This window comes from Microseira sp. BLCC-F43 (genome assembly GCF_041929235.1).
GTDB lineage: Bacteria > Cyanobacteriota > Cyanobacteriia > Cyanobacteriales > Aerosakkonemataceae > Microseira.
Genome location: NZ_JBHFNP010000066.1, coordinates 43,461 through 54,930, shown reverse-complemented (window position 1 = coordinate 54,930; position 11,470 = coordinate 43,461). Strand labels below are relative to the sequence as shown.

The 11,470-nt window shown below is 46.6% G+C and carries 18 protein-coding genes and 1 pseudogene; 8 read left to right on the top strand and 11 right to left on the bottom strand.

Features of this window, described 5'->3' with window-relative positions; genetic code table 11:
- On the top strand, positions 1–246 hold a 246-nt coding region (locus ACE1CM_RS11055; RefSeq protein ID WP_374877471.1), incomplete at its 5' end, for a hypothetical protein.
- Between the two features lie 396 nt (positions 247–642).
- On the opposite strand, the gene ACE1CM_RS11050 is transcribed toward ACE1CM_RS11055, so the two are convergent.
- From ACE1CM_RS11050 to ACE1CM_RS11035, 4 genes are all read right to left on the bottom strand, one after another.
- Complete coding sequence (locus ACE1CM_RS11050; RefSeq protein ID WP_374877470.1) at positions 643–1,029, bottom strand: hypothetical protein; 387 nt, start codon at positions 1,027–1,029, stop codon at positions 643–645.
- Positions 1,030–1,057: 28 nt separating this feature from the next.
- Positions 1,058–1,297, bottom strand: coding sequence for a hypothetical protein (locus tag ACE1CM_RS11045; protein ID WP_374877469.1), 240 nt, complete (start codon positions 1,295–1,297; stop codon positions 1,058–1,060).
- A gap of 105 nt (positions 1,298–1,402) precedes the next feature.
- Positions 1,403–1,747 (bottom strand): hypothetical protein, encoded by a 345-nt coding sequence (locus ACE1CM_RS11040; protein ID WP_374877468.1) that lies wholly within the window; start codon positions 1,745–1,747, stop codon positions 1,403–1,405.
- Positions 1,748–1,780: 33 nt separating this feature from the next.
- Entirely contained in the window at positions 1,781–1,912 is a 132-nt protein-coding gene (locus ACE1CM_RS11035) for a hypothetical protein (RefSeq protein WP_374877467.1), read from the bottom strand.
- Positions 1,913–2,000: 88 nt separating this feature from the next.
- Between ACE1CM_RS11035 and tnpA the strand changes: the two are divergent.
- Positions 2,001–2,393 (top strand): annotated as a pseudogene (gene tnpA, locus ACE1CM_RS11030) (IS200/IS605 family transposase); the annotation flags it as partial.
- Positions 2,394–2,479: 86 nt separating this feature from the next.
- Here the strand turns inward: tnpA and ACE1CM_RS11025 are convergent.
- A complete protein-coding gene (locus ACE1CM_RS11025; protein ID WP_374877466.1) occupies positions 2,480–2,731 on the bottom strand; it encodes a hypothetical protein in 252 nt (83 codons plus the stop codon).
- A gap of 493 nt (positions 2,732–3,224) precedes the next feature.
- On the opposite strand from ACE1CM_RS11025, the gene ACE1CM_RS11020 reads away from it, so the two are divergent.
- Genes ACE1CM_RS11020 through ACE1CM_RS11005 form a run of 4 tightly spaced genes read left to right on the top strand, consistent with a single transcriptional unit; the run spans position 3,225 to position 4,805 of the window.
- Positions 3,225–3,992 (top strand): tetratricopeptide repeat protein, encoded by a 768-nt coding sequence (locus ACE1CM_RS11020; protein ID WP_374877465.1) that lies wholly within the window; start codon positions 3,225–3,227, stop codon positions 3,990–3,992.
- On the top strand, positions 3,971–4,489 hold the full coding sequence (locus ACE1CM_RS11015) for a tetratricopeptide repeat protein (RefSeq protein WP_374877464.1): 519 nt from the start codon (positions 3,971–3,973) through the stop codon (positions 4,487–4,489). The genes ACE1CM_RS11020 and ACE1CM_RS11015 overlap by 22 nt, the downstream gene beginning before the upstream one ends.
- Complete coding sequence (locus ACE1CM_RS11010) at positions 4,405–4,584, top strand: tetratricopeptide repeat protein (RefSeq protein WP_374877463.1); 180 nt, start codon at positions 4,405–4,407, stop codon at positions 4,582–4,584. The genes ACE1CM_RS11015 and ACE1CM_RS11010 overlap by 85 nt, the downstream gene beginning before the upstream one ends.
- Positions 4,515–4,805 (top strand): tetratricopeptide repeat protein, encoded by a 291-nt coding sequence (locus ACE1CM_RS11005; protein WP_374877461.1) that lies wholly within the window; start codon positions 4,515–4,517, stop codon positions 4,803–4,805. Before ACE1CM_RS11010 ends, ACE1CM_RS11005 begins: the two co-directional genes overlap by 70 nt.
- Here ACE1CM_RS11005 and ACE1CM_RS11000 read toward each other — a convergent pair.
- The 5 genes from ACE1CM_RS11000 to ACE1CM_RS10980 form a co-directional block, all read right to left on the bottom strand.
- Positions 4,795–5,226, bottom strand: coding sequence for a hypothetical protein (locus ACE1CM_RS11000; RefSeq protein ID WP_374877460.1), 432 nt, complete (start codon positions 5,224–5,226; stop codon positions 4,795–4,797). The genes ACE1CM_RS11005 and ACE1CM_RS11000 overlap by 11 nt on opposite strands.
- On the bottom strand, positions 5,223–5,441 hold the full coding sequence (locus ACE1CM_RS10995; RefSeq protein ID WP_374877459.1) for a hypothetical protein: 219 nt from the start codon (positions 5,439–5,441) through the stop codon (positions 5,223–5,225). Before ACE1CM_RS10995 ends, ACE1CM_RS11000 begins: the two co-directional genes overlap by 4 nt.
- A 103-nt stretch (positions 5,442–5,544) precedes the next feature.
- On the bottom strand, positions 5,545–5,979 hold the full coding sequence (locus tag ACE1CM_RS10990; protein ID WP_374877458.1) for a thiol-disulfide oxidoreductase DCC family protein: 435 nt from the start codon (positions 5,977–5,979) through the stop codon (positions 5,545–5,547).
- Between the two features lie 81 nt (positions 5,980–6,060).
- Positions 6,061–6,549 (bottom strand): hypothetical protein, encoded by a 489-nt coding sequence (locus ACE1CM_RS10985; protein WP_374877457.1) that lies wholly within the window; start codon positions 6,547–6,549, stop codon positions 6,061–6,063.
- Between the two features lie 249 nt (positions 6,550–6,798).
- The gene (locus tag ACE1CM_RS10980) at positions 6,799–7,671 is read right to left on the bottom strand and encodes an MBL fold metallo-hydrolase (protein ID WP_374877456.1); all 873 of its coding nucleotides are present in this window, start codon (positions 7,669–7,671) and stop codon (positions 6,799–6,801) included.
- Positions 7,672–7,890: 219 nt separating this feature from the next.
- Between ACE1CM_RS10980 and ACE1CM_RS10975 the strand changes: the two genes are divergently transcribed.
- A complete protein-coding gene (locus tag ACE1CM_RS10975; protein WP_374877455.1) occupies positions 7,891–8,853 on the top strand; it encodes a protochlorophyllide reductase in 963 nt (320 codons plus the stop codon).
- Between the two features lie 101 nt (positions 8,854–8,954).
- Positions 8,955–9,641: a pentapeptide repeat-containing protein gene (locus ACE1CM_RS10970; RefSeq protein WP_374877454.1), complete on the top strand. Its 687-nt coding sequence runs from the start codon at positions 8,955–8,957 to the stop codon at positions 9,639–9,641.
- 62 nt (positions 9,642–9,703) lie between these two features.
- Here ACE1CM_RS10970 and acsF read toward each other — a convergent pair whose 3' ends face one another.
- On the bottom strand, positions 9,704–10,777 hold the full coding sequence (acsF, locus tag ACE1CM_RS10965; RefSeq protein ID WP_374877453.1) for a magnesium-protoporphyrin IX monomethyl ester (oxidative) cyclase: 1,074 nt from the start codon (positions 10,775–10,777) through the stop codon (positions 9,704–9,706).
- Positions 10,778–11,470: the final 693 nt, after the last annotated feature.

Here is an 11,470-nt window from a genome sequence, read left to right as displayed (position 1 = left end):
CTACTACGGTTTGTTGACGCAGCGATCCCCCCCAACCCCCCTTACCAAGGGGGGTTGGGGGGATCGTTGCACTCACCGCCAGAAATGAAAAATCCTTGGCTGATCGGGAAAGTCGGTAAATTAGCAGTAGGGGCACGGCATCAACAATCTTCCAGGCAACTGGGAAAATATGATTGTTGCCGTGCCCCTACGGATTGTAATATCAGGACTTACGCCAAGAAACCGGAGGCAACTGGGAAAATATGATTGTTGCCGTGCCCCTACGGATTGTAATATCAGGACTTACGCCAATCACCTTTGTTTCTCTGAACACAGAAACAAAGGTGGTAGGTCGCCCAAGCGTCAGTCCTAAATATCTTACCGTCCCGATTTCCGATTGATTGAATCGGTAGGTAGTAGTAGAACCCGGTTTATACAAAAAACCGGGTTTCTTGGCGCGGCGATCGAGTAGGGGCACGGCACGATCGACGTTATCTGTTTTTGCGAAATAATTATGATGCCGTGCCCCTACGGATTAATATGTTACCGTCCCGATTACTGATTGGTTGACACTCTCAGGGATCAAGCCGCTCTCGTTCTGCGGACAGGGAAGGCAGAGGCAGTTGCCAAAGTCTAACCCTCGCTGCGGTCGTCAAACACCGCCTACCCAGTAAGCCTAAGTCTAAGCGAAGAAAAGCTGGCTACTTTTTTGAGGATATTTGCAGCACCATTGAGATCTGCATTCACAATTGAGCCATTAGCAAAGCGATACAATCCCCGCGAAATTCGCCTACCCGATGCTTTCCACCCATCTGGTTTTTCACCATATTTGGGCAGGGAGTCACCATCTTGATAGCTCGCTTTCGAGGTGTAGGATTCTTCGGTTTCCACAAACTGAATACCGTGCAGCTCGCCAAGCTGTTTTGGCCGTTCCTTCAATTTCCCTAGCGGCATTTGAACTAACTTCTGGTTATTAACCTTACCAAGATTGGCATCGGTCTTAAAACCTTCATTCCATCCGACCACCAGGGTGACAATATCATACTTCAAGCAATTTTGAAGGATTAACTTCGCCGCCTTATTGATGCCCGAAGCGCATTTGATGGTTGCGCTTTTGGGTAACTCGGTCTAACCATTTATTCCAATATCCTTCCGGCTTGCCTTCTTTACGGGTCGATACCTTTTTATTCCACAATTGATTCATCGCCTTCATAGCGCGAGCATCCCCCCTGCCCCCCTTAATAAGGGGGGTTGGGGGGATACCCAACGTATCGACACAGGCGGCTAAATTATCGGCGGTTCCCAGAGCGATTGACAAAGCACGACCAACATCTAGGTCGTGCTTTTCTTTTTGAACTTCGTAGGATAGAGCAAGATAAAAAGCACCGTTTTTGGGTATAATGGTGAACTCTTTAACTTTTGATTATTCAATGTTTGAAGGCATAGGGAGAAAGAATTCGCATATCCCAAACCACCTTCTGATTGTCAACCCCAGGGAAAATCTTAGCTTACCATCTACCAACATCGGCCTCTGCGCGCCAGTGTTGGGATAGGTCACCTTAAATAATTTTGACCCTTTGAGATAATTTGGCTGTCTTGGCCTGAAATGCAATTTCCCTTTGAGATGCAAATCTCTCAACTCCTTAAAATATTTGAAAGCTTCTGCCACTGACATCAGTGTTTGTTGCATCGGCGTTGAAGGCAAAGATTGAGCAATCGTTGATTTTGAAACTGATGGTTCGTAGATTAATTCTAACTTTCCGTTCAACAACTTTCCAGTTTTAAATAAAATTTTTCTGGCCTAGTCAACCCCATTGTTGTAGAGCTTGCCTGACTGTTGACAAACGTACAAGAGCAACGAGCGTGTTGCGGTATCGGGTTGCAGCAAAACTTGCTGGACGCCCATATAAGTTTTAATTTTAGCTTTTGGCATGACCTCTTGCCCTAGTTGAATCACTTATAGTAATCGACTATGATGGCGGTGTCAATTAAACGTGACAAAACGACAAATTATGCTGTGAGAGAAAGAATATCAAACGCACAATCACGTTAAGTTTTTGGTTAACTATCACTTTGTCTGGATTCCCAAGCGAAGGAAGAAAGTTTTGGTCGGAGATATAGCAACAAGACTGAGACAAATCTTTTTGGATCTGGCGACAGAGAAGGGTTGGGACATTCTGGCCCCAGAAGTTGCTCCCGACCACGTTCACTTATTTATCAGTGTTAAACCCGTTGATACTCCTCACTTAGTTGTTAAGGCGTTTAAGGGGCGGTCTAGCTACTATCTGCGGCAAGAATTCCCACAATTAAAAAAGCTGCCGTCACTTTGGACGAACAGCTATTTTGTCAGTACTGCTGGTAATGTTAGCAGTGAGGCGATAAAGCGGTATATTGAAGATCCCCACCATCGGTGATGCTGAGATACCACGGCGGTTAAAACCGCTCGTGTCGCTTCCCTCTGGGCACTAAAGTGTCTGAGGAACCCGCTTCCCGTGTTTTTCTATGAATCGGTAGATCCTACTTTCCGGTAGCGAACCAGGATAGTCATCACCCGATCAGAATTGGGTGCTGGCGTCAAGGGACCCCACTCGTCCACTTGAGCAAATCCCATTACGTAAAAATTGCGGATTTGTTCTTGCACTCCTTCGCGGGAACTGATAATCATAAACTGCACTTTTTCCCGTTGCGGTTCAAAGGCGTCAGAATTAGGACGATCCGATCCGGTAGAGTCCGAGAAAAACTCTTGGGCCATGATATTTTCTCCTGTTTTTTGGATTTGAAACCAAAAAATCTAGCCACCCCGCAGGCAGCGCAAAGCAGGGTGGCTAAGGAGAATGTTAAAATTCTCTGTTAGCCTCCAGACTGATTTGAACAGTGTGGGGGTTAAGCTGTCCGTAGCTGTTGTCAGCGGCTATGGGCAGCGTTACTAGATTTTTGACGGACACGGGTTGCTGTCGTTGAACTAAAGCAACCTTAAAGAGAGAGCATAGCCCGATTGGGGACAGCGGTCAAGATGCGGTTACGAATCTTTAGGTAATGGGGCGGGATATGCCTCGCTTCGGCGAGAGCGATAGCTAAGAGATGGGGCGAGATCAAATCGGAAGATTTGCATAAACGGAGGGATATAACCCATATCACCCAATAGAATTCACAATCCATGATATGTGGTGCATCAACCAGACACACCTTGCCTGAAGGTTGGGATTGCGAGACTAAACCTTGCCCATTACCCCAAAAACTGAACTATGTTAACTCGGTTTTTACCCCTACTGGTGAGTTTATCGCTGCTAGTAACTCCTCAAATAGCAGCGGCTCAGAGTGTGGAGCAATTATATCAGCAAGGTGATGCAGCGCAGAAAGCTGGCAATTTTGCTCTTGCAGAACGCATTTTTCGCAGAGCGATCGAACTTAACCCCAAGGATGGAACAGCTTATCAGCGTCTGTGCGACGTGCTGGATGACCAAAATAAAATAGACGAGGCAGTAACTGCGTGTCGCCAAGCTGTCCAACTCAACTCGAACGATGCCCGTGCCCACTTTCTTCTAGGCTATGTGTTAACCAAACAGAAGAAATTCGATGAAGCGATCGTCGCCTTGCGAAAAGCGATCGAACTCAACCCCAACTATGACATTGCTTACTACAATCTGGGCAATGCGCTGGGACTCCAGGGGAAATTCGATGAAGCGCTCGCTGCCTTGCGCAAAGCAATCGAAATCGACCCCAACTTTGCTCCTTACTACAACAGTTTGGGCAGTGTACTATCTGAGCAGAAGAAATTCGATGAAGCGATTGCTGCCTTGCGAAAAGCGATCGAACTCGAACCCAACTATGCCCTTGCTTACAACAATCTGGGCATTGTGCTGATGTTGCAGGGTTCATTGGATCAAGCGTTCGCGCGAGCTAGGGTATGCATATCGCTGCCTTCCAAAAAGCGATCGAACTTGACCCAAACAATGTCGAAGCTCAAAACAATCTTAGAGCAGTTCAACAAATGCGATCAACTCCTCAAATAGCAGTAGATCAGAGTGTTCAACAACTGTATCAGCAAGGTAATGCAGCTCAGAAGGCTGGCAATTTCTCTGAGGCAGAACGCATTTTTCGCAGAGTTATTGAACTTAATCCTAACGATGCCGTTGCTTACAACAATCTGGGCAATGCGCTGTATTTGCAGAAGAAATTGGATGAAACGATCGCCGCCTTGCGGAAAGCGATCGAACTCGACCCCAACTATGCCCCTGCTTACAACGGTTTGGGTCATGCGCTGAGAAACCAAGGGAAATTGGATGAAGCGATCTCTGCCTTCCAAAAAGCACTCGAACTTGACCCCAACGAGGCCCGTGCTTACTACGGTTTGGGCATTGTGCTAAGAAAGCAAGGGAAATTAGATGAAGCGTTCGCGCGAGCTAGGGTATGCATATCGCTGCCTTGCAAAAAGCGATCGAACTCGATCGCAACTATGCCGTTGCTTACTACAATCTGGGCATTGTGCTGTTTGACCAGAAGAAACTAGATGAAGCGTTCGCGCGAGCTAGGGTATGCATATCGCTGCCTTCCAAAAAGCGATCGAACTCGATCGCAACAATGCCGTTGCTTACTACAATCTAGGCATTGTGCTGTTTGACCAGAAGAAATTAGATGAAGCGTTCGCGCGAGCTAGGGTATGCATATCGCTGCTTTGCAAAAAGCCGTCGAACTTGACCCTAACTTTGTCGATGCTCAAAATAACCTTCGAGAAATCCAACGAATGCGATCTACTCAACGCAACTAACAACTCAATTCACCCATTACCCATTACCTATTACCAATTCCCTTTCATCAGTACCTGAGACTGGGTAAAAATAAAATATCTATCGTTTCGCCCACGGCTAAACCCAACGCTGCTAGGATCGTTAAAACTAAAAAGCTATCGAGTGGGCTAAAGCCAGAAACCCGCATTTCTAAATCCGCTAAAACTGTTGTAGCTAGCGGCAACAGAAAAAGCTCAAATAATATCGACCAAGAGGCGATTAAACCAATCGATACACTTAAAACTAAGATGAGACTCAAAAGTTGAGACCTCACATTCATCAAACTTTCTACCCAAGAAATACTCTTCCGAATCACCGCTAGAACTACGATGGTTACAAAAGCCCCCACAAGCCAAACAATGTGGTGAGCCGAAAGATGCCAACCTAGTAGTGCATATGCTAGCCAGAGAAATATTAAAGACATCCCAGGAATCGGGTTTAAAAACTTTGCATTCATCATTCCAGTTGCTCCTGATACAAAGATTCCAGCAAATTTTCTAATTTCTCTTCAGAACAACACTCGAGCAACATTTCAAAAGCTTCTAGCAATTTTGCTGCACTATCTCCCAACACAGGACTCAATCCCCAAACATCCTGTACCCAATCCCCAGGAGGCAAATCTTCAAAAATCATCCGTTCTAAAAGCTGCTTTGCTTCTAATTTGTCAATAGACATAAAATTGCTTAGTGGCTAAAGGAAAAAGGTAAATTGCTAATTGCTAATTGCTAATTGCTCGTGGTAATATTTTCTATTTCTACCATTAGCCATTAGCCATTAGCTATTGCTGATTCGAGGTATCATCGGCGAAATTGCTAACAGCTTTACACCCAATCGGATATGCAGGTTGATAAATAGAGTCACGCTTGCCAAACAAAGTATAGCGGTTATCGCGGATTTGTTCGTAAGCGCGATCGCCCACCCATTTCACCCCCGGTAACGCCCGATACGCGGTAACAAAAATATCCCCCGCAGGTAACAAGCGTCCAATTTCCTCCGCCGCGTCGCTACCTTGCCAGCGTCGCTGAGGATGATTGGCATCAATTAAAATCATCCCCATTTCGCAATCTTGGGGCGTTATGCCAAAATTGCTCAAAGAGTCTTTATCCTGCATCGGGGCATACAGAAATAACTTTCCCTGGTCTAACTTTTCCAGCACCTGCACCAGGGAAACGCAGAGATTGCAGTTACCGTCGTAGATAACGTAGTAAGTCATGAAATTAGAGCGCTCGCCAATACTGCTCTTAATTTTAGACGCAAATTTCAATCTGAAATCTCAAATCTAAAATCTGCAATTTTAATCGGCGATCGCCCAACGCACCATGGGACGATTTGCCATAACGGTGCGATCGCTAATGGTGCTAGGGTTACTTGGGGTGTCTGGCGGCAATTCTACGCGAAAAGTGACGTTACCGCTGCCAAAGCGAAACAAATAGGGATAATCCTCATTTGACCTAGCTTGACCGACGCAAGAGGCGTAGGCTCTTTGCAAAGGCGCTCGGAATTCGGCATACTTTTTGTTGGAACCTACTAAACGAGCAGCGCCTGCGATCGCTGCCGTATTTGCGATCGCTGTATGTTCCCCACCGCCTTCATAATAACGACTCGAATGCCATAGACTCACCGTCCTCGGACATGCCCCAGATTGCCGTTGTACGTTAAAAGTCAGATTAGGTTGCGTGCGAGGTAGGCGAGGTGCTGCTGCTGTTTGAGTCAATCCTGGTGTCGCCACTACCACGGTCGATAATATGCCAAAGGTCCCAGTCAATAATGACAAATTCTTCATAAAATCGCTTTAACTTGTTGGGATACAAGGTAGCAATCAATACCAAGGCGCGTCAAGTAGATTGCTATTTATAGTCTGGAAAATTACTCTATACTCTGACATCACCCAAGAGGATGAGCGAGAGGTAAAGGTTTTGTCTTCAAAATTGTAATTTCAATGTTTTTCTTGACTTGAAGCAGAAACCCGGTTTTTTAGAAAAACCGGGTTTCTTTTTCAGATTGCGACAAGCTAAAAAATGCCCTGTCCCTATTACTGCGATTTCATCCAAACGAGACATTGCTGCAAAAGTTGCCCCATTGTTTCTCGGTCAGCATGATATCGCCTGCCGTGACCTGGTAACACCCACTCGAAGGAATATGCAGCCAATTTTTCCATCGATTTAATTTGTTCGGCATAGGAATACCAGCAATAATCTCGGAAAGCAACTAACTGTTTCCAACTTTCTGACCAAGCGAGATGGTCGCCCGTAAACAGAAACTTATTGTTGGACAGTAAAACAGTATGACCTTTGCTGTGACCGGGAACTGGTATAATTAACAAATCCGGTGCAAATTGCATCGGCTCGGTGTCAGAAAGTTGAATTTCTACATCGCGAGTTCCGGAAGTTATATCATCCTTGTGGAGGATGCGCTCGCACCCAAAATGCTGCTGAAATTTCTGATGATCCGCCACATCATCCCGGTGCGTCAGATACATGTAGCGAATGCCACCCATCTCTTCTAAGCGCTTAACCAACGGTGCTGCAAACCGAGGCGAATCAACCAAAATATTGCCTTCCGGTCTTACAATTAAGTAACTTGCCGCAGCGTAGGAAGCCTCAGAATGGTAGCCGCAATGGTAAACATTGTCCTCCACTAAAATTGGAAAACTTTGCTGAGCGACTTTAATATCTTTCGGCTTTTCTACCGTACCAATAGAAGCCGTAGGACAAGATAATAACGCCTGCATCGCTCGCAATCTTTCTGTTTCGTTCTCAGGTTGATGATAAACTGCCGATTGTTCCCCAGCACGATGAAACACATCTTTTGCCATCCAGCGACAGGTGTCGCAATCAATACAAGTGGAATCGACGTAGAAATCGCCGCTGGCATTTTGAGGGCGACGTTGAGTTAAATGAGCCATTGTTATTTTTTATGGTCTTGATAGATAATTTGACCCCCTTAGTAAAATCCTAATCGTTATGACTATGAGATGGTACAGCCCCTAAGTTAACCCCAGTTGAGATTGGACAGCTTTGCCAATATCCTAAATAATCATGAGGGCATCTCGAACGCACCAGTGGTGGCTCAGCGGTTTGAGATCCTGCCCACAACCAACAGCAATCAACAAAGTTTTAACAAAATGGTGCAAAATTACAAGTCAACAGCGATCGTTACGGGAGCCTCTTCAGGGGTGGGTTTGTACACAGCGAAAGCCCTTGTCAAACGGGGCTGGCATGTAATTATGGCCTGTCGGGATGTGCGGAAGGGCGGAGAAGCGGCTACTGCCGTCGGAATACCCCAGGGTAGCTTCACCCTGATGCAAATCGACCTGGGGGATTTGGACAGCGTGCGACGGTTTGCGAGGGAATTCCAAGCCAGCGGCAGACCCTTAAATGCTTTATTGTGCAACGCGGCAATTTATATGCCTTTGCTCAAAGAGCCGTTGCGCAGCCCAGAAGGGTTTGAATTGACCATGACAACAAATCACCTGGGTCATTTCCTCTTGTGCAACCTGTTGCTGGAAGATCTGAAAAAGTGCGTGTATCCCGATAAGCGTTTGGTGATTTTAGGCACTGTAACTCACAACCCAGATGAGCCGGGGGGCAAGGTTTATCCGCGTCCAGACTTAGGAAATTTGGAGGGCTTTGAAGCAGGATTTAAAGATCCGGTTTCGATGGCTGATGGCAAGAAATTTGAACCCGTCAAAGCTTACAAAGACAGCAAAGTCTGCAACGTGCTGACCATGCGCGAACTGCATCGGCGCTATCACGAATCCACCGGAATTACCTTCTCTTCTCTCTATCCCGGATGCGTCGCCGATACGCCCTTATTCCGCAATCACTACCCCTTGTTTCAGAAACTCTTCCCCTTGTTCCAGAAGTACATCACGGGAGGGTACGTGTCTCAGGAGTTGGCAGGCGAGCGAGTTGCAGCGGTGATGGCAGATCCTGAGTACAGACAATCCGGTGCTTATTGGAGTTGGGGGAATCGCCAGAAGAAAAATGGCAAATCGTTTGTTCAAAGAGTTTCTCGCCAAGCGCGCGATGATGAAAAAGCCGAGCGCATGTGGGATCTGAGCGCAAAATTAGTTGGCATTGCGTAAGGAAGGCAGGGCGTTATAGTTCGTTCTAACCGCTGCGCTTGTCCGTCTCATTTCTGGGGCGGACAAGCGCAGCGGTTAACGATCGCGGGTATTGAAAGCTGATGCAAATAAATCTGGCTAAAATAAAGATAGTGGATTTCCCAAAGCCGGGTGTGAAAAATATCCTTTCAATTGATTGGAATGGTTGGCTAAAACGCCAGCAACAAACTATTATCTTGTTTGATTCGGTTAACGCCGCTTCTGATGTTGCATTTATGCTCAACGGTGAGTGGGACGGGAGCAATGGCGTAGTCATGCAGAAATGCGACGAGATAGCTGTTGACGCTGCTGCTAATTTGGTCGGAGCTTCTTGGTGCTACCAAAGTGCTTGCGAAGCTGTTTTGCTCCAACTGAACGTTGATCAACTGCGACGTCGCTATGCAATTGGAGACAGGTATTTTATCAACGCCAACTTGAGGTGTACTAACTTGAGTCAGCTTTGTTTAAGCGACATCAATCTGAGTTGGGCTAAGTTGAATTTGGCTAACCTCTGCGGCACTAACTTAAGCAAAGCTAACTTAACAGCGGCAGATATTACAGCAGCTAACCTGAGCGGTTGTAACTTGAATCAAGCACAACTGGTGAGAGCAAACTTAGCAAGCACAAATTTGTCGCGGGCAGACCTTACAGGTGCAAATTTAAGCAGAGCTTGCCTGATTGATGCCGATTTGAGGGATGCCGATTTAAGAGGTGCTAATTTATCCCAAGCTGAATTAAGGGGCGCTAACCTTAACGGGGCGCTTGTTTAGCGTTGATCGATCAAGCGATCGCCCAAACTCACTGACCCTAAAGAGCGATCGCTCGCAACCTTCTACCGCACGATTCCCCGCAGCGCTTCTGCATCAATCGGTTTAATCAGATAAATCCGCAGTAGATGACCGACAATTAAGAGTTGCAACGGTAACTTGCGTAACGCCTTTACCCACTGCGGTTGAGAACTGCTATCGATATCAGACATTTGCACGTTGAGATCGCAACAGCGACGCAAGCGATTGAAAAACTCCGGATGTTCCGTGTCGAGAACGGACGGGAAAGCGCGGGCAGCTGTTTCGTTAGTTTTGCGAATCACTTCGGCATCAAACTCGGTTGGATCTAGCCCCAACACCCGATAAAAGCCAGTACGTTCGTGAACCGTTAGGGTATGGGTGGCGAAGACAGTCAGCAGGAAAAAGCGGCTCCATAAACGAGATTGCCAGGTTTTCCAGAGTTTGGGTTGCGATCGCAACAATGCCTTAAAAATATCCCCGTGGCGGTTTTCATCCTGACACCAGCTTTCAAAGTAGCGGAATAGCGGGTAGAACTGATTCTCAGGATGTTTTTCCAGATGACGATAAATGATGATGTAGCGCCAATAGCCAATCTTCTCTGACAGATAGACCGTATAAATCACCCACTCAAGCGGGAAAAACGTATACACCCGATTTTTAGTCAGGTATGCCAAATCCATCGTCGAACCAAAATCGCCCATCGCTTTGTTGAGGAATCCCGCATGGCGCGCTTCATCCCGCGCCATCAAGTTAAACATTTCCGCCAGCAGGGGACTGCGATTTTTCAACTTGCGAGAGAGTTCCTTAAACAGCAGAAAGCCGGAAAACTCCGAAACGCACGATCGCTCCAAGTAATCGATAAATGCCTGTCTCGCTTCTCCCGTAATGTGTTCCCAGGATTCATCGAACGCCTCATCCCGCACAAAGTGGTGGCGGTTGTAATCCGCTCGCATTTCTGCCAGCATCGCCTGCAACTCCATCTCCTGAGCAGACAAATCCAGCTGTGCAGCCGTTTCAAAGTCCGTTGTATAAAACCGGGGAGTGAGGATGTTTTCCTTCAGTGCCTTCGTCTTGGCTGCCGATCCTTCCAGATTGGGCTTTACCGGAGATTTAACCATCGTATTCCACTGGGCTGATAACTCAATAGCTTTTAAGTTATACTACTTGCCGCCTCTTGAACAGACGGTTCGTTGAAAAAAGTAATAAACCGCAACATACAGACAATTTTGTCGTAATTACGCAAAGAAACCGGGTTTTTAGGAAAAACGAAACAATCTGCTCGCTGCCCTCCCGGCCAGAAACCCGGTTTCTTCGTGGCTCTCTCGTTTCCAAACCGAGGATTTTTCGTATCACCTTAGTTTCTTTGCGTAAGACCTGTTTTGTTAAGTTATGAAAACTATCGTTCAATAAATCGCCCCATAGCTATAAAGTTAGTTAAGTCAGGGAGACGGCATTGCGATCGATGCAGTGTCGCACTCCATCCACCACTTATAGCGGTTTGCAGCCCGCGCAGGTATCCCATTGTGTAGCGGGTGCATTAATGCACCCGTTACACAAACAAAGCCGTCTAGCTGTATGGCGATCGTTTAGGCAAAAAAACAAGGGTGATAGGAAAAATCGTCGGTTTAGAGGCGCTCTATTGCCGCATCACCTTTGTTTTTGAGGCCGCGTGGCGTTAAAAAACAAGGGTGATAGGAAAAATCGGCGGTTTAGAGGCGCTCTATTGCCGCATCACCTTTGTTTTTGGCCCCGCGTGGGTAATTCCTGTGCAATCTGCTGTAAAAGATGGTGGTTTTTACGAGCATTTCGGT